A 26812-nucleotide genomic window follows, 5' to 3' on the forward strand; every position below is an offset into this window, starting at 1 on the left:
CTTAAAATTAAATCGATATAGCTTTATGTGGTATACCTGCCTACTTACGACATAAGTAAATTCACGCTAAAGAAGTGTAAGACAAACTTTGAAGCAAAGTATTGCGCCAGTTAACAATAGCCCTTTCAACTTACTCTAAAAGCTCATTTGATTTAGTCGCTAGACAATAACAAGCTCAAACCTCTTTTCCAGTTTGTGGCGTTCAAAACCGTTTCGATTGTGAGACCAGTTCCAAACTATTTCATCACGTCAGGTTTTCAATTTATGTTTGTATTTCAAAGAGCTTGAATCAGTTCGAGTTCACAATTCGGCCAATTGATTCTACGTAAGATGAAGAAGAGCTAAGAACATTGACGAGTGCGTCTATAAATTGTTCAGATTTATCCTAAACTATTGCTATTAAACAAACAGTATTTCTAACCTTCAATCTTTTTAACTTTCAGTCTTTGAGGATTTCCTATGTGGCAGGCCATTTCTCAACAACTTTCAGATACTCTTCTATTTAACTTTCAGATTACTGAACGTACCAAGGTTTCTGGTGGCGACATTAACGATTGCTATATGATCAGCGATGGTAATGAGCGTTACTTTGTGAAAGTGAATCAGCGAGAATTTTTACCTAAGTTTGAAATTGAAGCTGAGAACTTACGCTTGTTAAGAGAAACCTCCACTGTTTACGTTCCTGAGTTGGTGCTTATTGGCAAAACCAAAGAGTGCTCGTTCATTATTCTGAATTACTTGCCGACCAAACCGCTCGAGACGGGCAACAATAGCTTCGATTTCGGCGTTCAGCTTGCGCGGCTTCATCAATGGGGCGAGCAAAAAGAGTTTGGTTGCGACCAAGACAACTATATCGGCAGCACACTTCAACCCAACCCTTGGCATAAGAAATGGGGTCGCTTTTTCTCTGAGCAACGCATTGGTTTCCAACTGCAACTGCTCAAAGAGAAAGGCATCGAGTTTGGTGATATCGATGACATCGTTGATGTGGTGAATATGCGTCTTGCTGGCCACAACCCTCGCCCTTCTTTGCTTCATGGGGATCTTTGGAATGGCAATGTAGCAAATTCAGCCTTTGGGCCAATCTGTTACGACCCGGCTTGTTACTGGGGGGACCATGAATGCGATTTGGCATTAACGGAATTGTTTGAAGGTTTCCCTAAAGAGTTTTATGAAGGTTACCAGAGCGTCAATCCACTCGACGTTGGCTATACTGATCGGAAAGACATTTACAACTTGTACCATCTTCTTAACCACTGCAATCAATTTGGCGGCGAATATTTAGCACACACTGAAGCATGCATTCAGAAGATACAGGCCGTTTAATACCAATTACAGCTGTTTATAACCGAATACGATTGGTATCAGTTACAGTGAGGAGAATTTGCCATGCATAAATACACAGAGAAACATGTCTCCTGTCCGCATTGTGGGCACGGTATTAACATCACGCTTGATGCATCTAATGGTAGCCAAGACTTCTATGATGATTGTCCAGCGTGTTGCAATGCCATTCATTTGGATATGCAGGTTGACGAAGTAAGAGACAGAATCAACCTTTCGATTGATGCCGATGATGAACAAGTATTCTGACAATCAGTTTCTCGTTTAAACCATGATCAAAAAAGAGCACCTCACGTGCTCTTTTTTAATTTGGTCATCGGTGTGATTTTATTGCCACCGATTAAATGCGCTTAGTGGCTATTTCTGGTTCGCTAATACACGCTCGACAGTATCAACAATTGCCTGCGTTTGTGGATCGAACTCAATGTTCACTTGGTCGCCTACTTCACGGCCGCCAAACAGAGTACGATTCAGAGTTTCTGGGATCAGGTGAACAGAGAAACGGTTCTCTTCCACTTCACCAATCGTCAATGAACAACCATCAACGCCGATGTAACCCTTACTCAACACATACTTCATTGATTCTTGAGGCAGCTCAAACCAAAGCGTACGGTTGTTTTCTGTTTTAATCACATCGACTAGGTTAGCCATCAGAGTAATGTGGCCAGACATGCTATGCCCGCCAATTTCGTCACCAAACTTTGCTGCACGCTCAACATTCACTTTGTCACCAACATTCAGTTGGCCTAAGTTCGTCAATCGCAATGTCGCTTGCATTAAATCAAAAGCAATCTGGTTACCTGAAATTTCCGTTACCGTTAAGCAACAACCGTTATGAGCTACTGAAGCACCAATGGCTAATCCTTCAACCATTTCATCGCTTAGCTCAATGGTATGAGTTTGAAACGACTCTTTTTTGTTGATAGCAACCAGTGTTGCCATGCCTTGAACGATACCTGTAAACATAAGATTCCTATTTAGCATTCTAATAACAGTTTTTCATAGCAGTTATTGTGACATTTCTTTATGATTCGTCCAGTGGAAGCTTAAGATCATTGTCTCTGATTCCTTCAGAATGTCCTTTCCTACACTATTATTCTAATTTTCCCTCTTATTTGGAGTTGTTTGTGCATCGTTACAAAGAAGAATCCTCGAATCTAATCAAACTTGCGACCCCAGTATTGATCGCATCCGTTGCACAAACTGGAATGGGTTTTGTTGATACCGTAATGGCCGGTGGCGTAAGTGCTATCGATATGGCGGCGGTTTCGATTGCAGCAAGTATCTGGCTACCATCAATCCTATTTGGTGTTGGTCTATTGATGGCGTTGGTTCCTGTCGTTGCACAGCTGAATGGTTCTGGTCGACAAGTCAAAATTCCATTTGAGATTCAACAAGGCGCATTTTTAGCGCTCGTCATCTCCCTTCCAATCATTGGTGTGCTTTTTCAAACACAATTGATATTGGAGTGGATGGACATTGAACAACTCATGGCGGAAAAGACCATCGGCTATATGAATGCGGTGATGTTTGCTGTACCTGCATTTTTGTTGTTCCAAACATTGCGAAGCTTTACGGATGGTATGTCTTTAACTAAGCCTGCGATGGTGATTGGTTTTATTGGCTTGCTATTAAACATCCCACTTAACTGGATGTTCGTATACGGAAAACTTGGTGCTCCTGCTCTGGGTGGTGTTGGCTGTGGCGTTGCAACGGCTATCGTATATTGGGTGATGTTTGCTCTGCTGTTCGCTTACGTTTTAACATCAAAGCGTTTGGCGAAAATTAACATCTTCGGTACGTTCCATAAGCCGCAACTTAAAGCTCAAATTCGTCTGTTTAGACTTGGTTTCCCAGTGGCGGCCGCTATCTTCTTCGAGGTAACTCTGTTTGCGGTGGTTTCTCTGTTAGTTGCACCATTAGGTTCATTGATTGTTGCCGCGCACCAAGTCGCGATCAACTTCTCTTCGCTGGTTTTCATGATTCCGATGAGTATCGGGGCAGCCGTGAGTATTCGTGTTGGGCATAAGTTGGGCGAAAACAACACCGAAGGCGCTAAGATAGCGACACACGTGGGTATCATTGTTGGTTTAGTGACAGCCTTAATGACAGCGGCGTTAACTGTCCTGTTCAGAGAACAGGTTGCATTACTTTACACAGAGAACACTGCGGTAATTACCGTTGCAATGCAGTTGCTGTTGTTCGCGGCGGTTTATCAATGTACTGATGCCATCCAAGTTATCGCTGCAGGTGCTCTGCGTGGCTACAAAGACATGCGTTCAATCTTCAACATTACCTTCGTTGCTTACTGGTTGCTTGGCCTTCCTATCGGCTACATCTTGGGTATGAAAGATTGGATTGTTGACCCTATGGGTGCGCACGGCTTCTGGATTGGTTTCATCGTCGGTCTAACGTCAGCCGCGATTATGCTGGGTATGCGTCTACACTGGATGCACAAGCAGGACGATGACGTTCAGTTAGAATTTAGTTCTCGCTAGATTCGTACTCGCTAAGTCGGTCTATCTGATTTCGAATAAAAAAAAGAGCTCTGATTTTCAGGGCTCTTTTTCGTTTAATGGTCAGGTAGATCGCATCTGGCTTAGTATTCACTCTTCTCTCGAACAAAGCGCGCAAACTTGGGTTTTCCGTTTTGAGTAAAACCATTGTAGCGAAAGGTAATACGGCTGCCGATCTCTGGCGGTGCGAGTCTCATCTAGTCACTGAATCCGCTGCCGATATAAAATTCCACACCCTCTTCTGTGTGAACCAAAATTGAACCCATCATCCCTTTATACTTCCCTGTCCCACTCTTGTATCCAATAACTGTAGCTTCGGCATCGTGATGCCTTTTGAGCTTTAACAGGTCATTACTTCGGCCTGCTTGATAACGACTGGTGATTTTTCTAAGCATCAAACCTTCGCCATTACGCTCATCGACATTATCAAGTTGATGAAACAAAGCCTCTTCACTGTGAATTGGTACATGTTCTATGTAGCTGACATGAGATTCTCCAATCACGCTTACCCAATGCAAAATGTTGTAATAGCGCTTTTGATAATCTCCCGCAGCGCCGGGCATATCAAACAGCATGAAATCGATTTGGCGCCATGCTGTGTCACTCGGCGTATGGTCGAGAACGGTAGATTGAACAAGGTGGAACTTGCCCCTTCCTGCCCACAACTCTCCTTCGAGATGGACCTTAGGTAAGTTTTCCGTAAACCACTTCGGTGAGTAAATACGATTACCATTGCGTGTATAAAGATGTTGTCCATCCCATAGAGCCCGAATCCCATCAAGTTTTTCACTCTTCCAGTATTCAGAAACATCTATGCCTTGCTGGTAGGAGTTTGCAAGCACCAAATAGTCCGGAGGTAAATAGGATGAATGAGATGAAAGCGAACACACCCATAGAGTGGCTAAAGCCAGTTTGGTTAATCTCATCATCTTCTCCGTATTAATAACTGTAGTGGTCAACAAATGCTTTTAATCGTAAGTGCTCTAACACGCAGTTAGACAATCTTTGCTAGAAGATGCGATCCACTCATCAACCTTATCTAACCCTTGCATCTATTCATTAAATTAATGACTTATGGCTCTCATATGATCCGCCGTTTTTAGTTCTCAAATTGAGAAATGCCTTTTCTCAATTTGAGATGGGAATTCACGATAAATATAAGCCATTGAAAAATAACAATATAAAAGTTGGCACATTCAGTGCAATTGTCCATACATACTGAAAAGGAGATATCGCTATGGAACTACGTAAGATTGATTTAAACACAACGACACTGACACTTTCTATTTTCGGTGATCTGGATGCAGCAGGCAGTCGTGATGCACAAACCGACATCGATGATGTGATTTCTAACGATGGTCACCCTGAAATCGAAGTTGATTTTAGTCAGGTTGAGTTTTTAGATTCATCTGGTGTTGGCGCGATTGTTTATATGTTCAAACGTCTGACTGAACGCGAGCGCAACATGCGACTTGAAAATGTGACGGGTCAACCTCTTGAAATTATGAACTTGCTGCGTATTGGCCACGCTATCCCAGTAAATTCAAAAAATCCTGCAAATTCATGAAGACCCACTAAGCTAGAAGTAACAAAAAATAATAAGAAAAATTAGAAACATAGGACGTTGGCATGAAAATACTGAAAAACTACATAGCCCTTTCTCTGTCCGCTCTCGTTCTGGGTGGCTGTACTAGCTATCCTGAACAAGGCACAGGGGGTTTGGCTGAAAGTTACGATTCTATTAACTATCAAAACTCAGACTTCTCTCCTGTCATGCCAGACGAGCCTCTTGGTCCGGAACATGGATTACGCTTTGATTGGCAGCTCGCTAAATTGCACCTTGATGCTTTGATTCAAGAAGGTGCTCGTTGGTGTTTCCCCGCTGCTGTTGTTCAAGCAATCGAAAAGCAAAATCGTATTGCTCGCGAACTTCAAGGTGGTCTACTACTGGATGCAGCCAACGACTTAGTAATCCAAAGAAAACGCCTAAATGAACTTGAGGTCCAACTGGATTACGTAACTTCACAAGCCCGCTGTGAGCCACCACAAAATGAAAATCAATTTAGAATGCAACTGTCGGTTATTGAACAGTTGTATGACCTACTTAATGTTGACAACCAATTTGCGGAAAACTCGACTGAAGTAAATCCTAAGTATATGGGAAGACTGGCCGAGGCGACCACTTTACTTAAAGAACACAAATCCCTAGACCTTGTTGTTACCGGCCATGCTGATGCAACGGGTGCCGAAGAATACAACGACAAGTTAGCACTTGGACGAGCGAAACAAGTCGAACGCTACCTGACTATTTTTGGACTAGGCGCTCAACGAATCAAAGCCGTATCTGTTGGCGAAACCGTCCCTCTTTTTGAAGGCGAATCTGACGGCACACGTTTAACTAACCGCCGAGTAAGTATCGAAGTTATCTCGCCTAAGAATGCCGAGAAAATGGGAGGTGGAATATGAAATCCTTAATCGCTTTTATCATCACCCTGTCGTTGAGCTTTGCGAATGTCGTCAATGCTAACGACGAGTTTTCAGACGCGGTTCAAGTCGGTGACCTTATCCAAGTTAATGTACCCGGTGAAAGCACCTTAAACACTGGTTTCCAGGTGGATAAGCGTGGACGTATTGCCCTTCCTGAAGTAGGCGCTGTGTTTGTTGCAGGTTACGACAGCGAACAGCTTAACAAAGTCGTTCTAGAGTCGCTGGCAACCGCTTATAAAGATCTTTCGAACGCTTCAGTGTATGTAAAAGAGCAGCAAATCATCATCTACGTGCAAGGTTATGTAGAACAGCCTGGCGAATACACGCTCTCATTAGGTTCTAGCATCCAAATGGCACTTTACGCTGCGGGTGGTTTACGCCCGGGCGCGCAACTGGATAAGCTGATTCTTAAGCGAGGCGCAGATAAGAAAGAGTTTAACTACAAACGATTCCTTGATTCAGGAGACGAGTCAGCATTACCTACTCTTCAATCACTGGATTCACTATTCGTTCCGGCTTCTCCATTAGTCGGTAACATCGAGCAAGAGTTTGACGCAGCAAAGCTTGCTAACTCAGGTGACAGTGCTGATTCTCGTAACTCCATCAAAGTGTTTGGTGAGGTGAACGCGCCGGGTTCGTTCACTTACAAAGAGAACACCGACCTTGTCGACGTACTTATGCGTTCGGGCGGCGTAACTCGTTATGCCAGTGTTGAGCAAATCCGAGTGATTTCGAACAACACCCCAACGCTATTCAACCTAAAACGTTACTTAGATTCTGGTGACGAAAGTCTGCTTCCAATTTTACGCCCGGGTGCGACCATTTTCGTTCCCAAGCAAGAAGAAGAGATCAAATCCGGCGCCAACATGGTTTACGTAATGGGCGAAGTCGCAGCCCCTGGTGCTTTTGAAGGCAAAAGAGACGCGACCTTTATGGATATCTTGGCGAATGCGGGCGGCCCAACTCGATTTGCAGAGTCACGACAAATCCGTGTCATCAAAGCAGATGGTAGAGTGCTTAAATTCGATTTAGCGGCTTACACTGAAGGCTTGCCTAACTCCAACCCTCCTAGCATCAAAGCGGGTGACGCGATTTTCGTTCCCGAGAAAACCGACATGAACGAGAAGTCTTGGTTGAAAATCACGCCAGACCGAGCAGTTAACGTGATTGGTGAGGTCAATCGACCTGGTCGTATTGAATGGTCAGATGAAATGAACTTCATGGGGCTATTGGCACACGTCGGCGGCCCTACGCTACGCGCTGACACATCGAAAATCGAGGTTGTTACGGGTAGAAAGCTAGTCGTGTTTAACCTTGATGATTTTATTCGAAATGGTGCGCCACGTGATCAAATGCCACAAATTCGAGCGGGTTCTATCGTGCGCGTTCACGACTTGCCACAAGATCCTTCAGACAATAAATCACAATGGGTTCGTCAAAGCTCTGATGCTTCGATCTACATCTTTGGACAAGTGAATGCGCCTGGTCGTTACCGCTTCACCAAAGACATGCACTTCCTTGATATCTTGTCAGCGGCTGATGGCCCAACAAAGGATGCCGACATCCACAATGTTCGAGTAACGCATCGTGACAAAACCTATTCGCAAGTAAGCAAACTTAACTTATCACTGTACTTCGAAACCGGTGACGAATCGTTACTGCCAAACGTAACCACTGGCGACACGATTTACATCCCAGAGAAAGGCAAAAACTGGTTAGATACACCGAAAGAAGAAACCGTTCGTGTGCTTGGTGCGATTAACAATCCGGGGCGTTATGTGTTCAACGACAACATGACCATTCTAGATATTCTGGCAGAAGCAGCAGGACCTACCGACAATGCTTATGTAGAAAAAATTACCATCGTCAATATGTCTTGCTGCCAAGGTCAGGCTCGTACTTTTGACCTTGTTGAATTCAGCAAAACGGCGAACATTTACAACTTGCCGGTGCTACGCGCTGGTGACACGATTTACATCCCAGACCGTCGCGAAAGCTTTATTGAAAAAGCACGCGTCGGACTTGATGACATACTGCGTATCACCACCACCATCGTATTAATAGGAGCTTTATAATGACAATTTCAGCGACCCATGCCGAAGTCGAGCAACTGTATTTAGCTTCTGAACTTAACGGCCAAAAATCAATATGCGTCACCGCCTGCCATTCAGGTGACGGCGTAACATCTATTGCAACCGCATTAGCCGAGCGTTTTCTTCTTGCGGGTCATTCAACGCTTTATGTTGATCTCAACTTATTCAACCCTGCTTTCAAAGATTTGAATATGCTAGAAGATAATCAGCAAGGTCAACTGATAGAACATGTTGAATCTCAGCGTACGTTTATCGGTGTCCCTGCTCCACAAGTTGCTTCAACGCAATTGGCTTATAAAGATCCGACAACGTTACAAAAAGTGGTCAACAAATGGTTAGAGAAATACGACAGAGTCATCATTGATACCTCACCGCTTCTCAACATAAACAAAGGCAATATTCCGGCGCAGTCTGTCGCGAGCGCTTGTGGCAGTACACTAATTGTTGTCGCCTATGGAGAAACGTCGAGTCACCACCTAGAACAAGCGAAAAAGCTGCTTGATGCACAAAGTATCAATCTAATGGGCTGCGTGATGAACATGAAACAAAAGCCTAGCTTTGCACAAGAGTTGGTCAGACAAATCAATCGAATGAAATTTATCCCCGTTAAGCTTCGCGATAGCTTGGCAAACAAGCTGTATCAAAATGAGTTTTTGAACCTTCCGATGTAACTTTCTTTTGCTACTTTCTGGCTGTCATTAAACCATGACAGCCACCTATCTTATTAGACTTCAAGCTCCAACAGTTCTGAATAAATAAAAACCAAATTGAGTGTTTTTGGCGAAAATATGACTAAAAATACGATTTTAAAAACTATTCAACGCATTTCACGCACGCAAGTTGTGGTCTTACCACCTTTAAGCTCATCCAAAAATCAACAGCCCCACACCTAACTTTAGCGGTAATGTGACACAGGCGGTTAAAGTGCCATGTAAATCGCATCAAAGATGGAATTCGTACGATTATTCCCTAAGATTATAAATAGAGGTGGTTTTTGACGAATTTGTAATAGTTTGACAAAGTTATCCGATGGCTGTTGAAACACAGTGGATGAATTGGCAAATCACACTTCACTGACTTTGCACGTTTATCTATTCAAACTTCACCCATCCCTCCTTCTGCTCAAATGGTTCAAATACACGGAAAGGATCACCATCGAGCAATTTAGATAATCAATTTACCTTGGTTACCTTAGTTGTATTATTAAAGAGAAAGGAAACTCAATATGAAATACAAGTTAAGCTCCGTATTTTTGTTAGTGGCAGCAGCCAGCGGTAATGCTAACGCTGGAGAATGTGGCAGCGTAACAATTGCAGATATGAACTGGAACTCTGCAACACTGATCGCCAATATCGACCAATTCATCCTTGAACATGGTTATGGGTGTGATGCTGAACTTATCCCTGGCGACACTATGCCAACAGGCACGTCTATGATCGAAAAAGGCCAGCCTGATGTTGCACCTGAACTTTGGAGCAACAGCTTAAAAGACGCATTAGATAAAGGTGTTGAAGAAAAACGTCTTCGCTACGCAGGTAAAGCACTTGTGAACGGCGGTGAAGAAGGCTTTTGGGTTCCAGCTTACCTAGTAAAACAGTACCCTGAAATGGCAACCATCGAAGGCGTACGCAAAAACGCAAGCTTATTCAAACACCCTGAAGATCCAGATACATCTGCATTCTACAGCTGCCCTGCAGGCTGGAACTGTCAGATCAGCGCCGGAAACTTGTTTAATGCTCTTGAGCTAGAAAACAGCGGTTTCACGATTGTTGATCCAGGCTCGAGTGCCGGCTTATCTGGCTCTATCGCAAAAGCTTATGAACGTGAAGAAGCTTGGTTTGGTTACTACTGGGCACCAACCGCTGTGCTAGGTAAATACGACATGGTTAAAGTTGACTTTGGTAGTGGTGTTAATGAACAAGAGTTCTTAACTTGTACCACCAAAGAAGACTGTGATTCACCTAAAGCGACCATGTACCCGCCTTCACCCGTTCACACTATCACCACTGAGAGTTTTGCGTCACGTGCACCTGAAGCTTATGACTACTTCACTAAACGTGGCTTCACAAACGATAAGATGAATTCCCTGCTTGCTTGGATGGAAGACAATCAAGCGGATGGTGAAGAAGCGAGCTTGCATTTCTTGAGTGAGTTCCCAGAAGTATGGCACCCATGGGTTTCTCAAGAAGTCGCTAAGAAAGTTGAAGCTGAGCTTTAATCGCAGCATTTCGATAGCCGTTATATTTCAATGATAGCTATATTTCGAAACGCACTGTGCACTAAGGCTAAGCACTAAGCACTAAGCTTCAATAATACGGAAATAACGTCGCTATACTTGATGTTATTCATGATTCGGAGCCCTTTTCATAGGCGATTACCTCATCGCATGAACAAGTGGCTCCGAACTATAAGGATATAAAATGGCTGACACCAATTGGTTATCAACCTTTCCAGAGATGGAACGCGCTGATTTACGAACCATAAAAAAGACGCTAGATGGCGCATACCGTGAATTCTCTCGTGAATACGGTGAATTGATTGAATCTCTATTTGACCCTCTTCTTTCATTCCTTGTTTGGTTTGAAAAACTTCTTATCTCAACCCCTTGGATTATAGTCCTCGCCGTTTGTACGAGCCTTGTCTACGCCGCGAGTCGTTCTTGGAAACTGGCTTTAGGTTGTGTCGTTTCTCTGCTCCTTATTGGTTACTTTGGAATGTGGGAAGACACCATGCGGACGCTCAGTATCATCACTGTTTGTACCTTGGTTTCGATATTCTTAGGCATTCCGATTGGTATTGCGATGGCTCGTTCAAATCGAGCTCAGTCAATTGTTACGCCGATGCTCGATATCATGCAAACCATGCCTGCGTTCGTTTATTTGATTCCAGTGGTAATGCTACTGGGCATCGGTAAGATTCCAGGGCTAATCGCCGTGGTTATCTACGCGATTCCACCTGTAATTCGTCTAACTAACCTAGGCATACGCTTAGTTGATAAAGAAGTCCTTGAAGCCGCTACCGCTTTCGGTGCGAGCAAAAAGCAACGCTTATGGGGTGTTCAACTTCCTCTAGCAATGCCAACGATCATGGCGGGTATTAACCAAACCATCATGATGGCACTGTCTATGGTTGTTATCGCATCCATGATTGGTGTGAAAGGCCTAGGACAACCGGTTCTCAAATCGATTACTAACCAGTACTTCACATTAGGCTTGATGAATGGTTTCGCCATCGTTGCCCTCGCAATCCTTTTTGACCGCGCTTCACAAGCGTACGCAAGAAGAACTAATGCGCATTTAGGAGGATTCAAGCATGACTAAACCATTGATTGAAATTAGTGGTCTGTACAAGGTGTTTGGACCGAAACCAATGTCTGTTATGAACCGAGTTCAAAACGGCGAACACAAAGATCAGATTCTTGCGGATACGGGTCATACCGTTGGTTTGAAAGAGATCAACCTTGAGATTAACCGTGGTGAAATCTTCGTTATCATGGGGCTTTCTGGCTCGGGTAAATCGACGCTGATTCGCCACTTCAACCGTTTGATTGACCCGACTCAAGGTAAAATCATGGTTGAAGGCATTGATGTGATGAGCCTCAACACTAAACAGCTAGAAGAGTTCCGTCGTCATAAAATGTCGATGGTATTCCAACGCTTTGGCTTAATGCCTCATCGCACTGTGGTTGAAAACGTTGCGTACGGGTTGGAAGTACAAGGCATCAAAAAAGAAGACCGTTTAGCGAAAGCCAACGAATGGTTAGAAACGGTGGGCTTAAAAGGTTACGGCAAGCAATACCCAGCGCAACTTTCAGGTGGTCAGCAACAACGTGTTGGGCTTTCGCGCGCTCTGTGTACTAACGCTGAAATCTTGTTAATGGATGAAGCCTTTTCGGCACTCGACCCTTTGATTCGAAGTGAAATGCAAGACCAGCTTATTGAACTTCAAGAGAAGCTTCATAAGACGATTGTTTTCATCACACATGATCTGGACGAAGCACTCCGCCTAGGCGATAGAATCGCAATTTTGAAAGACGGCGAGTTAGTACAACAAGGCACACCACATGAGATTCTGCTAAATCCAGCCGATGATTACGTGGAAGCGTTCGTGAAAGACGTAAACCGTGCTCGTGCACTGACCGTTGAAACCGTTATGCAGCCTCCTCTGTATCGAATCACATCAGAAACAATTGAAGGTGCTTTGGCACAAATGAAGATGCTTAAAAACGATTACGCTTATCACGTAACAGATGACGGCTATCAAGGCCTAGTCACACAAGAAAGTCTACAAGACGCCGTTGAAGATTCATCGGTACATGATTTTAGTGATGAGATATACGAAGAAGTCCCTGCCATCTTACCAGATGCGGTGATTGAAGAAGTGCTACCGGACACTATGTCTTGTGACTACTCTCTTCCAGTTGTTGATGAAGACGGTAATCTAAAAGGTGAACTCGAGAGAAGCGCTGTTGCTGATATCTTCTCAGAAAGTAGCGAGGAAGAAGTAGAAGCCGACCCAAAGCCAAAAATTGATAAAGCTTCGTAGTCCTACTTTTCGTGATTTAAAGCACGGCTGTTTAAATTATCATTGTTTGGGTTATCGTTATTTGAGTTATTGCTATTTAGATTAGCCTAAACTACATAAACCGCTCTAAGACCACTGTTGTTATTTCACTGCGGTGGTCTTTTTTATTTGTATCGGGCTCGTTTTCTTCTGAGATCTACCCGCACCTTAGGCTTTATAGGCACCTAAGTTTATATTTCATAAGAGAAAACAAAATAAAATCAGTCCATTAGGTTTGTCACAAACCCAATAGCAAGATGAGTGAGATGCCAATTAAATGCTCTATTTGTACGGCAACCAGTTGAAATTATTCTAGAAAATGACTAAAACTTAATAGTATTAACAGATATTAAGCTCAATAAAAGGACTTAGTTTGATGAATTCTACTTTAGCGTCAGACGCAGCTACAAATCTAAACTCACAACAAGTGAGCAAGCTTGTCGATGAAAGCGTTCTGGAGCAAATGATTCGCGATACAAGTGCGGACATTATCCCTATCTTGATCGACCATTATGTCGAAGAATCACAAACACGCTTGGTCGCCATAAAAGAGGCTGTCACGCAGAAAGACGCTCAAACACTTGAGTTCGAGGTCCACACTCTCGGCAGCACAGCGCTTTCGTTAGGTAATCGCCCTTTGGGTGAATTAGCTCGAGCTTTAGAAAAGCTATGTTTAGAACAGAGTCATGATGCGGCATTTCGACAAGTTGACGAATTACTAGAGCTCGCAGAGCGTTCAATAAAAGCCTTGCTTGAAAGGAAAGAGGCAGGCTTCAGCTAGCTTTGCATGTTCATTATCGGTATCAGATTAAAAACTCAAAACAGTCGTTATTAATATAGTCGCCATAAGATGGGCTCCATCATGAACAGCAATGCGAGAAGTTATACAGGCCGCTTCTTAAAAGATTGCATGTGGTAGATAACAAATACACAAGACTCGTATTGATGGTTGCATATCACTATGTTATTGATTGGTTAGGATAAAGTTTCAAAAGGAATACACAATGCGCCCTAAGGTATTGTTAGTTGAAGACTCCACCTCACTCGCCGTACTCTACAAGCAGTACGTAAAAGACGAGCCCTATGATATTTTCCACGTCGAAACCGGCGCGGAAGCTAAGACCTTCATTGAAAGGCACTCTCCACAGCTTGTGATTCTCGACCTTAAGCTTCCTGACATGCCAGGCGAAGAAGTCTTAGATTGGATTACTGCTAACGAAATACCGACCGCTGTCATCATCGCGACAGCGCATGGTTCAGTAAACATCGCGGTAGACCTTATCCAACGCGGTGCAGAAGACTTCTTAGAGAAACCCATTCAAGCCGATCGACTCAAGACCTCTGTTAGCTTGCATCTAAAAAGAGCGAAACTCGAAAACCTCGTCGATAACATGCAAAGCAAATTCGATCGTGATCGTTTTCATAATTTCATTGGCTCTTGCCTACCCATGCAGGCGGTTTACAAGATCATTGATTCGGTAGCACCAACCACTGCCAGCGTGTTTATTAACGGCGAAAGTGGTACAGGTAAAGAAGTGTGTGCGGAAGCGATTCACCAAGAGAGTCAGCGTAATGGTAAACCCTTCGTGGCCATTAACTGCGGCGCTATCCCTCGAGACCTAATGGAGAGTGAAATCTTCGGTCACGTTAAAGGTGCGTTTACCGGTGCGACAACCGACCGGAAAGGTGCAGCAATGCAAGCGCATGGCGGTACCCTATTTCTCGATGAGCTTTGTGAAATGGAACTGGAGATGCAGAAGAAGCTCCTCAGATTTTTGCAAACTGGTACGTTTACTCCACTCGGTGGCAACCGCGAGATTAAAGTGGATGTCAGAATTATCTGTGCGACCAACCGCGATCCACTGGTTGAAGTAGAAGAAGGACGTTTTAGAGAAGACCTTTACTATCGTGTTCACGTTGTGCCTATCGAAATGCCACCGCTTCGTGAACGAGGAAGTGACATTGTCACCCTATCTAATCACTTCTTGAAACTGTACGCGAAGCAAGACAAGAAGAAGTTCAAATCAATAGACAAAGAAACGCAGAATCTACTTAAACGTTATGCGTGGCCAGGCAATGTGCGTCAGTTGCAAAACATCATCCGTAACATCGTGGTGTTGAACAATGAAACGAGCGTGACTAAAGACATGTTACCGCCTCCGATTAATAAAGTAGATGCCGCTCCATCATCTAAATCAGTGACACCAATTCGAGTAACTGCGCCTCAACCTGCAGTTGTTGAAGCACCAGAAGCTAAGTTGCCACCGATTACTCCGGAAGAGTTGGAACAATCGTCAGTTGCTCAAGCTCACAATGAGCCGATGACGCCTGCATTTACCACAAGCGAAGGTGCTATTCGTCCAATGTGGCAAATAGAACGTGAAGCCATTCAACATGCCATCAATCATTGCGATGGGAATGTGTTAAACGCTGCTGTGCTGTTAGAACTTAGCCCTTCTACTGTTTATCGTAAGAAACAGGCTTGGGAATCGGAAGATGAGTACAATCAAGCCTAACCAAGGTGTACTCGACATAAACCTTCATGAGATTTGGCTGTTGATCGACAGCCAAACTTTTGGAGGCATAGAAACGCATGTTTTAGAATTAGCACAAGGCCTGATATCGGAAAGCGCTCAGTATTCAGAGGCTGTTCGTATCGTTCTTTTGACTAAGTTTAATCCTGAAGCGATCATCGTTGAAAAGTTGAATGCGCTGAACATCCCTTTTAGTTACCTCTCCGATTTAGCCTCATGTTCTGTAGATTCAAATGGCAATAGCGCGACACAGCTGAAACGTGCAGTTCAACATTATCAACCAAGGCTTATCCATGCTCATGGTTACAAAGCCAGTTTGGTCAGCAAGTTAATCAAGCTTCCGCCTCGTTTCAACAACACAAAGCAAATCACCACTTATCACGCAGGTGAAACCCCAACAGGCAAAGTATGGCTTTATGATTGGCTCGACCGTTACAGCAGTTTTCTTTCTGATCAGTCGCTCGTGGTCAGTGAAAAGATTAAAGCGAAAGTGCCGAGTCAAACCCATCAATTGAATAACTTTGTTAAAATGCCAACCGGGTTAACAAGCTCCCCTTCATCAAGCCCATTCCATGTTGGTTTTGTGGGGCGATTGAGCCATGAAAAAGCGCCTGATCGATTTGTTGCATTAGCCAAACAGTTTCCTGATGTTCGGTTTGAGCTTTTTGGTGACGGGCCAGAAATGGACATCTTAGTTAAATCGCAGCCTGATAATGTGACCTTTCATGGGCATCAGACCAATATGGACGACGTCTGGAGCCAAATCGATCTGTTAATCATCCCTTCTCGCTTTGAAGGCTTACCTATGGCGGCATTAGAAGCCATGATTCGTGGCATTCCCGTTCTCGCCACCTCAGTTGGTAACTTGCCTCAACTCATCGAGCATCAAGTTAACGGCTACCTTGCAAATTCAGAAGCTGAGCTAGAACAGTTTTTATCTTTGTGGATGTCATTGACGAACGAGCAGCGTGACTCTCTCAAGAGTCACGCGATAGAAACCGTGAAAAACCAATACTCTCCACAAGCCGTTGTCCCGCAGTTGTTGGAAATCTATCAACTTGACCGTTAATTCTAGCCTTAGTCGATAACTGGTTATTTGGGCTTGATGATTTAAGTACTTTAGTCAGTTTTATACTGATTCTCAAAATGACAAAACTCACCTCAAGGCTACGCCCTCACTTAATAATCCAACATTAAATCAGTAAGTTAAACAAAATGCATAACTGGCACTCACTTTGCAATCTTTAACATCAGGCGTAACTACGTCTAAAAAGATTGCGAGCCGAGTCCTAAAGAGTTTATTTGCCAATAGAGGTCACAATGGTCAACCCTGAAGCCAATAGATTGCCAGTCATCATCACGATCAGCACCTTGTGTGTTGGGCTTGGTGTTGTTTGGTACTTTGTGCCTCATCCTGCTGTCATTGTGGCGCTCGCTCTTGTGCCATTAGCCGGGTTATTCGTGTTAAACAAGACATTCTGGTTAGTTCTATTGTTCGTTGTCTTTTCATTTTTCCGAATTCACGAAGCCGTACCTCAGCTCTATTCGTTAAAAATACCGCTGATGCTTTCACTAGGAGCACTGTCAGCTTTGCTCTGGCATGCATTAATTAGTAAAGAGCTTAAAATCTTCTGGCACCCTTGTTTAAATTGGCTCGCCATATTTTGGGTATTGGTTTTCATTGGTATTATCTTCGCGTCCAACAGGCCAATAGCACTAGCAGAATTCAAGGGCGTTTATTGGAAAATTATCGTGATGACGCTTGCGATTACTTGGCTAGTAAACACCACTGAAAATCTCGCAAAAACCGCGATGACGATTATCTACGCTGGCGCTTTAGTCAGCTCTATTGCCGTGTACAACTCAGTAAATGGTATTGGGCTTGTCGAGGGCTCACGCGTGACTATTGGCCGAGATTTTGGCTCTATGTTAGGTGACCCGAACGACCTAGCACTGGTACTGATGTTCCCACTCGCCTTTACAATAAGCCAAGCCACCACGACTGGCATCTCACGATCCAAACGTTTAATCAGTGCCTTAGTTTGTCTGTTACTGCTCACCGCCATTATTGCCACTCAAAGCCGTGGCGGATTACTGGGTTGTATTGCGGTGATTGGTATTTTTGCGTGGAAGCTAGTGCGCTCTAAAGTCCTCTTAATCTCCGTAGGAACTGTCGCGGCCGTCGTGCTCTACTTGGTTGCTGGGATCTCAGACAGGTCTTCTGGTGGTGCAGCTGAACAAGGCATCGATGAATCTGCAATGGGGCGAATCTATGCTTGGGAAGCGGCAGTAAAAATGGCAGTTGAGAACCCACTGACCGGCGTAGGGTTGAACAACTTCTTCTCGAACTACTTCTTTTATAGTTCGCACTGGGACGGACTTAATCACGCCGTTCACAGTACTTGGTTTGGTGTATTAGCAGAAACAGGCTTTATTGGTCTGATCATTTTTGTCTGCCTTATCGTTTCTTTGATCAAAACCTCTCGTTCTACGCTCGCGAGATTAAAAAACTCGACCACAGAAATCGCACCCGAACTCAACGCGGTCGCCTATGCGATCTATGCCGGTCTGATTGGAACAATCGTGTCGGGTACATTTTTGACTCAAGGCTTCAACTGGCCGATTTATATCCTCGCAGCACTCACAGTTTGCGTCTCAAACGTATCTCAAACTGCCTGTCAAAATGAGAAAACCTAAAAGTCACATTTTAACCTATTGAAAGTATTATATTTATTAAATGGCACAATATATGAAAGTACTTCTATATAACAAAAAAGAGGATTTTCATTATGACGTCAGTATCTATACATCAATTCAAACATTGGCTTAAGTTTCATCCTAATTCTCGAATTAGAAATGTGTTTTTCATTTTGAAAGACATCAGAAGCGCAGAGCTACCTACCCCTAAACTATTTAATCGCTGTCTATATCAAGCGCACAAGCTAGTGGTGAATCTGGTTTCTGGCTTTACGCGATTCTTCTACTGGACTCCGGCTTTCAAAGGTCGTGTGGCTCAATGTGGCAAACGCCTGTATTTGTATGGTGGACTGCCTTTCGTCAGCGGTCCGGTGCAAATTACGATTGGCGACAACTGCCGTATCTCTGGCCACACGACATTCTCTGGTTGTACTCAACAACTTGAAGGCTTGGAACACCCACTATTGTCGATTGGCAATAACGTCGACATTGGTTGGCAGTCGACTATCGCTGTTGGAGGTAAAGTGGTTATCTCTGACAACGTACGAATCGCAGGCGGCGCTTTTCTATTTGGATACTCTGGACACCCGCTTGATGCAAAACGCCGAGCGCTAGGTGAAGGTGACGACCCTCAGCAAATCGGTGACATCATTCTTGAACCCGATGTTTGGTTGGGCACGAATGTGACGGTTAAAGGTGGCGTAACCATCGGCGAAGGTGCCGTAATAGCCGCAGGCAGCGTAGTAACAAAGAATATTCCTGCCTTCGCAATCGCAGGTGGCAACCCAGCTCGAGTTGTCGGTCACATCAAACCCGTTGAAGTGACAGAATCCGATATGTTCGATTCGTTAGAGACTCATGGAGGTGACCATGCGTGATTTAATCGTATTTGGTGAAGACTTTGGTGGCCTACCTTCATCGACTCAACATTTAGTTCGTCACCTTGCTAAGCAGCACAAAGTCTTATGGGTCAACTCAATTGGCTTAAGACAACCGAAGCTGTCCGCTAAAGATGCAAACCGAGCGTTCAACAAGTTGTTTGGTAAAACCAAGGCCGTAACTCAAAACATGCTCGACTCTGAGGGACACGACAACATTACTATCGTTAACTTAAAGACAATCCCTGCGCCTGCTTCTAAATTTTCTAGAAAGTTGGCTCAGCAAATGATGTTGCACCAACTAAAACCGGTTATTGCAGAGCTTAATCTTAACGCGCCTATCCTATGGACTTCTCTTCCGACCGCTGTTGATTTGTGCGGACACTTAGGCGAGTCTTCTGTGGTCTATTACTGCGGTGATGATTTTAGCGCGCTGGCTGGTGTTGATCATGATACCGTTGCACAGCACGAATCAGAGCTAATCGAAAAATCAACGCTTATATTCGCGGCTAGCAAAAAATTGATGGGTAAATTTCCAAAGCATAAAGCGCACTTGCTACCACATGGTGTCGACGTAGACCTATTTTCAACACCCGCACCAAGAGCAAAAGATTTACCAAGCAACCACCGCCCTATTGCTGGTTTTTATGGCAGCCTTTCTAAGTGGCTTGATTATGAAATGATTGATCATGTTGCGAATGCGATGCCGGAATGGGACTTTGTTTTCATAGGTCCAAACGAGCTTGATACGCTCATGCTGCCTAAGTTGAGTAACGTACATTACCTTGGCCCTCGTCCACACCACACGCTACCAAGCTATTCTCAACACTGGGATGTGAGCTTGTTGCCGTTTGTTGATAACGAGCAGATCCGAGCGTGTAGCCCACTCAAACTAATGGAATACCTTGCGGCGGGCACACCCATTATCACAACACCGTTCCCTGCTTTGGTTCCATATCAAGGGCACGTAACCACGGTTGGCAGTGCCAACCAAATGATTTGGGCGCTTGATCATGCACGCGAGCTAAGCAACTCACCTATCTCTGTCGTCGAACAAGAGAGCTGGCAGAACCGTGGTAACTTCGTACATTGGATGTTGGAGCTATTATGAATAATCTGAAATTGCGGTTATTAGTCATCATCAATGCGATGTGGCGCCAACGCTACGTTATCGTTCTGCCAATGCTTATTTTGCCCTTTGTAGGCTTTGGTGTGAGCAAGTTGGCTCCAACTAAATATGACGCGCATACCAGTATGTTGATTCAAGAAACGGCCAAGATGAATCCATTCTTGGAAGACATTGCCGTTTCGACGATGCTCAAAGATCGACTTAACGCATTGAGAACACTGCTTCACAGTCGACATGTGCTTTACTCGGTCGCTGATGAACTGCAATTAACCACGCCAGATATGCCTGAAATTGAGAAACAAGAGATCATTACTAACCTGTCTCAACGTCTAACGGTGACTCAGCTTGGAAAAGATTTTCTAAAGATAAGTCTAACGTCGAACACACCAAATGGAATGGAAGCTACGCTGCGCTCGGTAAGTGAACATTTCATTGAACAGTTACTTGCACCGGAACGTTCATCGATTGAAGATTCAAGTAACTTCTTGAAAATCCATATCGACAAACGTAGCGCAGAGCTTGCAGAAGCAGAAGAAGCGCTAGCTGCATACATGAATGAGAATGTTCATTCGACGCCTGAGGTACAGAGCCAAAGTTTGAATCGCTTAGCTTCACTCAAACAAACACTGGCAGAAAAAGAGGCCGAGTTATCGGGTGTCGAAAAAAGTTTAGGGTCAATCGACCAACAACTTTCAAGAACCAACCCTGTGATCGGTAAATTAGAAGACCAGATCATCGACATTCGTAGCGACCTTACCTTGTTACAAGCTAAATACACGGACAAGCACAGTGCTGTGCAAGCTAAAGTGCGTGAGCTAGACAGACTAGAGAATGAACGTAAGAGTTTGCTCGAGGTAACCCAGCCAACGATGAACAGCGACCAGCTTTGGGACATCGCAAGTAGTACGACACTGAACAAACTTTCTGATACCCAACCTCTTCTGGTCACTCAATTACACAGCCTACAGCTGGTTCGTGCTCGCTTTGAGTCTTTAACTGAAGAGACCAAAAGCCTTCGAACTATGATTTTCGAATTAGAACACAAGGCCAATAACTTCGGCGAAAATGCAAAAGAGATGTACCGCCTTAAACGTCAAGTTGAAATCAAACGTCAACTATATGATGAACTGACAGAGCGTTATGAAATGGCTCAACTAACGGGTTCGCTTGGTGTATTCGAGCAAAACAAACGTGTGAAGATTATCGATTTGCCTTTCACACCGAGTGTCAAATCTAACATGCCGACTTTTGTTTTTATTCTGGCTGGATTCGTTGCAGGTATCGGTTTGGGTATTGGTTTAGCGGTATTGTTTGAACTGTTTGATTCTTCAATCAAACGCAAAGACGAAATCGAAGATATCTTGGGTGTCCCTGTGATAACGGTGATCCCTAAAATGAGCTAGTCAGCCTCAAAGCCATTTTTGACTTGCTAGATTCACAGCTTTCTAATTTCCTAGCTTCGTGCTTTCTAGCTTTCTAGCTTTCTAGCTTTCTAGCTTTCTAGTTTTCTAGTTTCCAAGCTTCGTGCATCCTAGAGCAAAACGCCAACACTCGGTTGGCGTTGTGTTTGTTTAAGGCCCCAAGTTCTAATGCTACTTTCGATTTACCCAAGCCCTATGATTCAAACTGCCATTCAATTGTATTTTGTTTTGATTCCCATTTTGAGAAATGAAAACTGCCCTAGAATTAAATAACCTAAGCAACTGAAAAATAACGGTTATTTAATTGGCACAACTCCTGCAATCTCCTTGTGTAGTTAAACGTTTTAAAGAAGTTACTTCAAGAGAAACGTCAGAAAGGCGAAACAACAATTATAAAGGCAGGGTCCAAACTATGAATACGCATTTAACGAAGCATGGCAAAAAGATCATACACGTTGTTCAGCACCTTGCACCGGGTGGATTAGAAACCCTAACTCTGGATTTGCTCCGCCTTGCTAAACCAACAGACCAAGTGTTGATTGTCAGTTTAGAGGGTACTAAACAAGAGTCTATAAACAACTGGCCGAAGCTAGAGCCATACAAAAAGCAAATCGTCTTTTTGGATAAAGCATCAGGCGTACAATTCAATATCATTATTAAGCTAATTAAAGCCTTCAACGCGATTCGCCCTGATGTGGTTCATACCCATCATATTGGCCCACTGTTATACGCTGGTTATGCCGCTCGCGTAACCGGGGTTCCAACTCGAATCCATACCGAACATGACGCTTGGCATCTGAACAACAACAAACGTCGTCGATTACAAGCGCTTGCTTTAAAAGCTGCTCAACCAACGTTAGTTGCCGACGCGACACGTGTTTATAACCAACTACGCACTGCTTTTTCTTATGAGAACATCATTACCATCAAAAATGGCGTTGATTGTGAGAAGTTTAAGCCAATGTCGAAAGAACACGCGAGAGCAAAACTAAACCTGCCGACAGACAAACACATCATCGGTTGTGCAGGTCGACTAGAACATGTCAAAGGCCAAGACCAACTTATTAAAGCACTGACTCTTTTACCTGCAAACATGGTTGTCGCATTGGCTGGCGGCGGTACTAAACGCAATCAACTAGAGCAACTGACTAGCCGCTTGAATCTGAGTGACCGAGTCATCTTTCTTGGCTTAGTTGAAGACATGACCACGTTTTACGGAGCGTTGGATACGTTCTGCCTACCTTCACGCCACGAAGGGCTGCCGCTTTCTACACTTGAAGCTCAAGCATGCAATATTCCAACCGTCGCAATGGACGTTGGTGCCGTCGATGAAACCTTATGTCCAGTCAGCGGCGCCCTCGTCAAAAGCGGCAGCATTGTGGGGTTAGCTAGTGCGCTATTAGAAAAGCAAAATGAACGCTTTTTGTCACCTCGTCGTTACGTACTCGAAAACTTCGACATCATCAAAATGGTTTCGTCTTACAACGATATATCAGAAGGAGCTTACGCATGATTGATTGGTTGCTTGCGGGACTTTGTTTGTTTTCAGGTGCGTTGATTGTCTATCATCACGCAGCCTACCCTTTGTTACTGCGTTGGTATGCGAAAAGCCACCCCGCACGCAAAGTTGAAGAGAGTCATCGTTGCTACAAAGAGGAACAGCAAGATTGCACGTTGCCGACCATCACCGTTCTTGTTCCTGCATTTAACGAAGAACAGTGGATCGCAGACAAGATTCGTAACCTTGCTTCACTCGATTACCCAAAAAAGAAGTTGGAAGTCATTATCGCTTGCGATGGTTGCACTGATAACACAGTCGCCATTGCACAAATGACCATACAAGAAGCGATGTGCAGTGATGTCTATTTTGAGATACATGACCATCAAGTAAACCGAGGTAAAGTCGCGGTTGTTAATGAAGAAGTGACACGTATAACCAGTGATATCACGGCGATGAGTGATGTTTCTGCCCTTATTTCATTGGATGCTTTGCTTATAGCTGCCGCTCATTTTGAAAGTGACAAGGTTGGAGTGGTAAACGCAACGTATCAACTTTGTCCAACAGGCAATGAAGGCGAAAACACGTATTGGCAGTACCAAACCGCGGTTAAAGAGTCTGAGGCTTCGTTAGGTTCTAGCTTGGGTTCTCATGGCGCTTTCTACTTGTTTAGAACACACCTGTTTGAACTGCTTCCACTCAACACTATTAATGATGATTTCATCTTACCGATGCAAATCGTTAAACAAGGTTACATCGCAGAATACGAAACACAAATGGTGGCACTGGAGCTAGAAGAATCGAACCTAGAAACAGATTTCAAAAGAAGACTTCGTATTTCAGCGGGCAACATGCAACAAGCGATTCGATTGTTTGGCTTGTTCAGCCCGAAGTTCAAAGGCATCGCGTTTGCGTTCTTCTCCGGAAAAGGGCTTCGCCTACTCACTCCATATTTAATGATTGTTTGCTTAGTGTGCTCAATCTTACTTAGCAACTACTTGGTATTTGAAGCACTGTTATGGGCTCAAGTTGCCGTTTATACCATTGGCGTCCTTGGCTGCATCTTGCCAAAGCGTCTAGTAAACAAACCTATTTCATTAATCTCTTATTTGATAGTTGGACACTACGCCAACTTCATTGGTGGCATTCGTTACCTAATCGGACTAGAAAACTCACCTTGGACACGAGCAAATCATTAAGGACTTATTATGATGAACATCGAACAGCTATCTACCCAAAACCTATACCAATACAAAATCTCACGTGCTAAACGTACTTTCGATTTTGTAAGCTCACTGATTGCTTTGATTTTGCTAGCGCCCGTATTTCCGTTGATTGCGATGGCGATTGCACTCACTTCTCGTGGCCCTATTTTCTACCGTCAATTGCGCGTTGGTAAATCGACACCGGAGAAAATGGAAATCTTTGAGATCATGAAATTCCGTAGCATGTACGAGGATGCAGAAACTCGCTCTGGTGCAGTTTGGGCTACCGCGAATGACCCACGAATCACGCCTGTTGGCCGCTTTTTGAGAAAGACACGTCTTGATGAACTGCCACAACTGATCAATGTACTGAAAGGTGAAATGTCTCTAATTGGCCCGCGCCCTGAACGCCCTACTTTTTACACCAAACTAGAGAACGAAATTCCTTACTTTGCCGACCGCACATACGGTGTAATGCCTGGTATTACAGGGCTTGCACAAGTAAATCAAGGTTACGACACCTGTATTGATGATGTACGTCGTAAAGTAGGTTTTGACCACAGTTATGCACTAAGCCTATGTTCGGTTAAGTCTTGGATTGCCACTGATCTCAGCATCATCTCTAAAACAATCATCGTAATGGTAGATGGTCGAGGTCGCTAAACCAGTATGGTCTAATGTGGATACAAAGCCTGTTTTCTATAAAGCCTTAGGGGGCGATTGGAAAGTCGCTAATGAAACACAGAGTGCCGAATTAGCCCACGTTAACTAGACTCGCTGCTCTCGGTTCTCAGTTGAATGGTGTAATAAGGTTTCTTCCCTATCAATTGGCGTAAACATTGGCAATGAATGTATAACGCAGATATGGCTTGAGATAGGGATTAGAAATTGAGAACTGAGAGTTAAGAGCTCAGAGTTAATAATTAAGAGTTAAGACGAGAAAGCTTATATTCATAGAAAACCACGGCACTTTCGTCAGAGGCTTGCTCAACAAAACCTAGCTTTTTAAGTAAGTTGGCAGAGGCTATGTTTGAACGATCGACACCGCCAATCAGTGTTGACCATGACTCCATTTTAGCGACTTCTGTGATGAAACCCTTCAGTAGCTCACTCGCTAAACCCTTGCCCCAGAACTCTTCTGCAAGCAAGTAGCCAATATGAGCATCACTTTCGTCTTCTACATAAGCGAACAGAAAACCAATCAATTGATTATCGTTGGATTTCACTTGAAGTAAGCGGCTCCCCGACAACATTCGGTCGAGCCAAATTTCAGCCAGCTCACCTGACACAATACCGTGAAAGTATGGTGGAAGGTTTTCAACGACTGACGGGATTAGAATGCCAGGTACTCGCTCAAGCAGAGCCGAACGTTCAGGAACAGTAAGTTCACCTGCGACTTCTTCTACTTTTAGTCTTTGAGTTTCAAACGAGATCGCCATGTGTCCTGCCTAATTCGATAAAAATGTGGATTATACACCTGAGTTCTCGTGTTGGCTTCGTTTCCAGGCTAAAGCAAACTAAAGAACAGCCACGCCTTCAACTTCAATCACTGAGTTAACATTTGCTCGCTCGATTATCTTGAGTAACGTCGTTTGAACTAATTCATTATCTCGGATTTCGGTTTCACAAGAAAAACGCTCTTCTTGAACACCATCGCCCTCACCCAGCATAAATTGAACCGCGACTTCCGTTGCGAGATCTTTGGTCGTCCCGTAGTACGCTAACGTGATTTTTGGGTATCCGTGGTCGCCTTTTTTAACCTGCTTTGCGATACGTTTTTTGGCTTTATCTAAATTCATACAACTTCCTTTTAAGTTTGAAATACAAGGTGACTAGAACACCTTTTTAAACGGTAAGCAATACAATCAGCGTTGGTTATAGAGATTCCCTAGCCTCTTGATACTAATCAAGATGGTACAGTCTTAGCACTTTAAAGAGTGATAGCTAGAACACAGAAAACCTGTTTAAGAAATATAATGACAACATATAAGAACTACGCGCCAAGAAGTGGGAGATGTTTTCGTTGCTGATAAGTTAAGGCTAACTCCAAGCACTGCTTGATTGGTGCCTTGGGAAGTGGTTCAGTCAGTTTCAAGACGATTGCACGATTACCTTGAAATACCAATGTGCCATCGTGCAATTCTCTGAATGTATCGATTAGCTTTGTTTGACAGTTAAAGAACAAGTAATACTTGTTTGGTGATTTTAATTTCCAGTCGATTCGAATTGGACTGCCCGTCTTAACGCTGTAACTCGGCTCGCCCCATTTCAGAGACTCTTCGACTTCACCTAAATCCAAATCAGAGCAAAGCTCTAAGATTAATGAACGCAACTCTTCAAGCCGAGCTCGAACATCATCGGGATACTGATCGAAATGTGTTTTGATTGCTTGGTCCATTCAACCTCCGATTCATTTGTTGTGATATTAAAGTGCAGCTCACTTAAAG

At 43.9% G+C, this 26812-nt stretch carries 24 protein-coding genes and 1 pseudogene; 20 read left to right on the forward strand and 5 right to left on the reverse strand.

The window, feature by feature from the left end; genetic code table 11:
- Positions 1 to 459 precede the first annotated feature (459 nt).
- The gene (locus tag AB4329_RS10795) at positions 460 to 1326 is read left to right on the forward strand and encodes a fructosamine kinase family protein (RefSeq protein WP_017059601.1); all 867 of its coding nucleotides are present in this window, start codon (positions 460 to 462) and stop codon (positions 1324 to 1326) included.
- 63 nt (positions 1327 to 1389) lie between these two features.
- A complete protein-coding gene (locus AB4329_RS10800; protein ID WP_017059600.1) occupies positions 1390 to 1593 on the forward strand; it encodes a CPXCG motif-containing cysteine-rich protein in 204 nt (67 codons plus the stop codon).
- A gap of 108 nt (positions 1594 to 1701) precedes the next feature.
- Here AB4329_RS10800 and AB4329_RS10805 read toward each other — a convergent pair whose 3' ends face one another.
- Positions 1702 to 2310 (reverse strand): riboflavin synthase, encoded by a 609-nt coding sequence (locus tag AB4329_RS10805; RefSeq protein ID WP_017065861.1) that lies wholly within the window; start codon positions 2308 to 2310, stop codon positions 1702 to 1704.
- A gap of 161 nt (positions 2311 to 2471) precedes the next feature.
- Between AB4329_RS10805 and AB4329_RS10810 the strand changes: the two genes are divergently transcribed.
- On the forward strand, positions 2472 to 3842 hold the full coding sequence (locus tag AB4329_RS10810; RefSeq protein ID WP_017059598.1) for an MATE family efflux transporter: 1371 nt from the start codon (positions 2472 to 2474) through the stop codon (positions 3840 to 3842).
- A gap of 101 nt (positions 3843 to 3943) precedes the next feature.
- Here the strand turns inward: AB4329_RS10810 and AB4329_RS10815 are convergent.
- Positions 3944 to 4822, reverse strand: a pseudogene (locus AB4329_RS10815) (DNA ligase).
- Positions 4823 to 5097: 275 nt separating this feature from the next.
- Between AB4329_RS10815 and AB4329_RS10820 the strand changes: the two are divergent.
- From AB4329_RS10820 to AB4329_RS10900, 17 genes are all read left to right on the forward strand, one after another.
- Positions 5098 to 5427, forward strand: coding sequence for an STAS domain-containing protein (locus AB4329_RS10820; RefSeq protein ID WP_050621341.1), 330 nt, complete (start codon positions 5098 to 5100; stop codon positions 5425 to 5427).
- Between the two features lie 62 nt (positions 5428 to 5489).
- Positions 5490 to 6326, forward strand: coding sequence for an OmpA family protein (locus AB4329_RS10825; RefSeq protein WP_102320212.1), 837 nt, complete (start codon positions 5490 to 5492; stop codon positions 6324 to 6326).
- Complete coding sequence (locus AB4329_RS10830) at positions 6323 to 8422, forward strand: SLBB domain-containing protein (RefSeq protein WP_372138281.1); 2100 nt, start codon at positions 6323 to 6325, stop codon at positions 8420 to 8422. The genes AB4329_RS10825 and AB4329_RS10830 overlap by 4 nt, the downstream gene beginning before the upstream one ends.
- Entirely contained in the window at positions 8422 to 9111 is a 690-nt protein-coding gene (locus AB4329_RS10835; RefSeq protein ID WP_017063892.1) for a tyrosine-protein kinase family protein, read from the forward strand. The genes AB4329_RS10830 and AB4329_RS10835 overlap by 1 nt, the downstream gene beginning before the upstream one ends.
- A gap of 554 nt (positions 9112 to 9665) precedes the next feature.
- The gene (locus tag AB4329_RS10840; protein ID WP_076647098.1) at positions 9666 to 10658 is read left to right on the forward strand and encodes an ABC transporter substrate-binding protein; all 993 of its coding nucleotides are present in this window, start codon (positions 9666 to 9668) and stop codon (positions 10656 to 10658) included.
- Between the two features lie 202 nt (positions 10659 to 10860).
- Entirely contained in the window at positions 10861 to 11760 is a 900-nt protein-coding gene (locus AB4329_RS10845; protein ID WP_372138283.1) for an ABC transporter permease, read from the forward strand.
- Entirely contained in the window at positions 11753 to 12985 is a 1233-nt protein-coding gene (locus AB4329_RS10850) for a glycine betaine/L-proline ABC transporter ATP-binding protein (RefSeq protein WP_017059590.1), read from the forward strand. Before AB4329_RS10845 ends, AB4329_RS10850 begins: the two co-directional genes overlap by 8 nt.
- 394 nt (positions 12986 to 13379) lie before the next feature.
- Positions 13380 to 13784: an Hpt domain-containing protein gene (locus tag AB4329_RS10855; protein WP_017066737.1), complete on the forward strand. Its 405-nt coding sequence runs from the start codon at positions 13380 to 13382 to the stop codon at positions 13782 to 13784.
- A gap of 223 nt (positions 13785 to 14007) precedes the next feature.
- A complete protein-coding gene (locus tag AB4329_RS10860) occupies positions 14008 to 15519 on the forward strand; it encodes a sigma-54 dependent transcriptional regulator (protein WP_017059588.1) in 1512 nt (503 codons plus the stop codon).
- A complete protein-coding gene (locus tag AB4329_RS10865; RefSeq protein ID WP_017059587.1) occupies positions 15500 to 16606 on the forward strand; it encodes a glycosyltransferase family 4 protein in 1107 nt (368 codons plus the stop codon). The genes AB4329_RS10860 and AB4329_RS10865 overlap by 20 nt, the downstream gene beginning before the upstream one ends.
- A gap of 251 nt (positions 16607 to 16857) precedes the next feature.
- Positions 16858 to 18234 (forward strand): O-antigen ligase family protein, encoded by a 1377-nt coding sequence (locus AB4329_RS10870; protein WP_372138285.1) that lies wholly within the window; start codon positions 16858 to 16860, stop codon positions 18232 to 18234.
- Between the two features lie 92 nt (positions 18235 to 18326).
- Positions 18327 to 19112 (forward strand): DapH/DapD/GlmU-related protein, encoded by a 786-nt coding sequence (locus tag AB4329_RS10875; RefSeq protein WP_372138286.1) that lies wholly within the window; start codon positions 18327 to 18329, stop codon positions 19110 to 19112.
- Positions 19105 to 20223, forward strand: coding sequence for a glycosyltransferase (locus AB4329_RS10880; RefSeq protein ID WP_017070858.1), 1119 nt, complete (start codon positions 19105 to 19107; stop codon positions 20221 to 20223). The genes AB4329_RS10875 and AB4329_RS10880 overlap by 8 nt, the downstream gene beginning before the upstream one ends.
- The gene (locus tag AB4329_RS10885; protein WP_372138288.1) at positions 20220 to 21644 is read left to right on the forward strand and encodes a GumC family protein; all 1425 of its coding nucleotides are present in this window, start codon (positions 20220 to 20222) and stop codon (positions 21642 to 21644) included. The genes AB4329_RS10880 and AB4329_RS10885 overlap by 4 nt, the downstream gene beginning before the upstream one ends.
- A gap of 430 nt (positions 21645 to 22074) precedes the next feature.
- A complete protein-coding gene (locus tag AB4329_RS10890) occupies positions 22075 to 23175 on the forward strand; it encodes a glycosyltransferase (protein WP_372138289.1) in 1101 nt (366 codons plus the stop codon).
- Positions 23172 to 24359, forward strand: a complete 1188-nt coding sequence (locus AB4329_RS10895) for a glycosyltransferase family 2 protein (protein WP_017065796.1) — start codon at positions 23172 to 23174, stop codon at positions 24357 to 24359. The genes AB4329_RS10890 and AB4329_RS10895 overlap by 4 nt, the downstream gene beginning before the upstream one ends.
- A gap of 9 nt (positions 24360 to 24368) precedes the next feature.
- Entirely contained in the window at positions 24369 to 25028 is a 660-nt protein-coding gene (locus AB4329_RS10900; RefSeq protein WP_372138290.1) for a sugar transferase, read from the forward strand.
- A 260-nt stretch (positions 25029 to 25288) separates the two neighbouring features.
- On the opposite strand, the gene AB4329_RS10905 is transcribed toward AB4329_RS10900, so the two are convergent.
- The 3 genes from AB4329_RS10905 to AB4329_RS10915 form a co-directional block, all read right to left on the reverse strand.
- Positions 25289 to 25804 (reverse strand): GNAT family N-acetyltransferase, encoded by a 516-nt coding sequence (locus AB4329_RS10905; RefSeq protein WP_171732990.1) that lies wholly within the window; start codon positions 25802 to 25804, stop codon positions 25289 to 25291.
- 78 nt (positions 25805 to 25882) lie between these two features.
- Positions 25883 to 26164 (reverse strand): hypothetical protein, encoded by a 282-nt coding sequence (locus AB4329_RS10910; protein ID WP_017059577.1) that lies wholly within the window; start codon positions 26162 to 26164, stop codon positions 25883 to 25885.
- A 194-nt stretch (positions 26165 to 26358) separates the two neighbouring features.
- Complete coding sequence (locus AB4329_RS10915; protein ID WP_372138292.1) at positions 26359 to 26763, reverse strand: DUF1801 domain-containing protein; 405 nt, start codon at positions 26761 to 26763, stop codon at positions 26359 to 26361.
- Between the last annotated feature and the right edge of the window lie 49 nt (positions 26764 to 26812).

The sequence above is a fragment of the Vibrio sp. 10N.261.54.A5 genome, from assembly GCF_041471145.1.
In the GTDB taxonomy this organism is placed as follows: Bacteria; Pseudomonadota; Gammaproteobacteria; order Enterobacterales; family Vibrionaceae; genus Vibrio; species Vibrio crassostreae_C.

Coding starts and splice junctions, on each gene's coding strand:
- AB4329_RS10795 (WP_017059601.1), top strand. CDS start 460: ATGTGGCAGGCCATTTCTCAACAACTTTCAGATACTCTTCTATTTAAC.
- AB4329_RS10800 (WP_017059600.1), top strand. CDS start 1,390: ATGCATAAATACACAGAGAAACATGTCTCCTGTCCGCATTGTGGGCAC.
- AB4329_RS10805 (WP_017065861.1), bottom strand. CDS start 2,310: ATGTTTACAGGTATCGTTCAAGGCATGGCAACACTGGTTGCTATCAAC.
- AB4329_RS10820 (WP_050621341.1), top strand. CDS start 5,098: ATGGAACTACGTAAGATTGATTTAAACACAACGACACTGACACTTTCT.
- AB4329_RS10825 (WP_102320212.1), top strand. CDS start 5,490: ATGAAAATACTGAAAAACTACATAGCCCTTTCTCTGTCCGCTCTCGTT.
- AB4329_RS10830 (WP_372138281.1), top strand. CDS start 6,323: ATGAAATCCTTAATCGCTTTTATCATCACCCTGTCGTTGAGCTTTGCG.
- AB4329_RS10835 (WP_017063892.1), top strand. CDS start 8,422: ATGACAATTTCAGCGACCCATGCCGAAGTCGAGCAACTGTATTTAGCT.
- AB4329_RS10840 (WP_076647098.1), top strand. CDS start 9,666: ATGAAATACAAGTTAAGCTCCGTATTTTTGTTAGTGGCAGCAGCCAGC.
- AB4329_RS10845 (WP_372138283.1), top strand. CDS start 10,861: ATGGCTGACACCAATTGGTTATCAACCTTTCCAGAGATGGAACGCGCT.
- AB4329_RS10850 (WP_017059590.1), top strand. CDS start 11,753: ATGACTAAACCATTGATTGAAATTAGTGGTCTGTACAAGGTGTTTGGA.
- AB4329_RS10855 (WP_017066737.1), top strand. CDS start 13,380: ATGAATTCTACTTTAGCGTCAGACGCAGCTACAAATCTAAACTCACAA.
- AB4329_RS10860 (WP_017059588.1), top strand. CDS start 14,008: ATGCGCCCTAAGGTATTGTTAGTTGAAGACTCCACCTCACTCGCCGTA.
- AB4329_RS10865 (WP_017059587.1), top strand. CDS start 15,500: ATGAGTACAATCAAGCCTAACCAAGGTGTACTCGACATAAACCTTCAT.
- AB4329_RS10870 (WP_372138285.1), top strand. CDS start 16,858: ATGGTCAACCCTGAAGCCAATAGATTGCCAGTCATCATCACGATCAGC.
- AB4329_RS10875 (WP_372138286.1), top strand. CDS start 18,327: ATGACGTCAGTATCTATACATCAATTCAAACATTGGCTTAAGTTTCAT.
- AB4329_RS10880 (WP_017070858.1), top strand. CDS start 19,105: ATGCGTGATTTAATCGTATTTGGTGAAGACTTTGGTGGCCTACCTTCA.
- AB4329_RS10885 (WP_372138288.1), top strand. CDS start 20,220: ATGAATAATCTGAAATTGCGGTTATTAGTCATCATCAATGCGATGTGG.
- AB4329_RS10890 (WP_372138289.1), top strand. CDS start 22,075: ATGAATACGCATTTAACGAAGCATGGCAAAAAGATCATACACGTTGTT.
- AB4329_RS10895 (WP_017065796.1), top strand. CDS start 23,172: ATGATTGATTGGTTGCTTGCGGGACTTTGTTTGTTTTCAGGTGCGTTG.
- AB4329_RS10900 (WP_372138290.1), top strand. CDS start 24,369: ATGATGAACATCGAACAGCTATCTACCCAAAACCTATACCAATACAAA.
- AB4329_RS10905 (WP_171732990.1), bottom strand. CDS start 25,804: ATGGCGATCTCGTTTGAAACTCAAAGACTAAAAGTAGAAGAAGTCGCA.
- AB4329_RS10910 (WP_017059577.1), bottom strand. CDS start 26,164: ATGAATTTAGATAAAGCCAAAAAACGTATCGCAAAGCAGGTTAAAAAA.
- AB4329_RS10915 (WP_372138292.1), bottom strand. CDS start 26,763: ATGGACCAAGCAATCAAAACACATTTCGATCAGTATCCCGATGATGTT.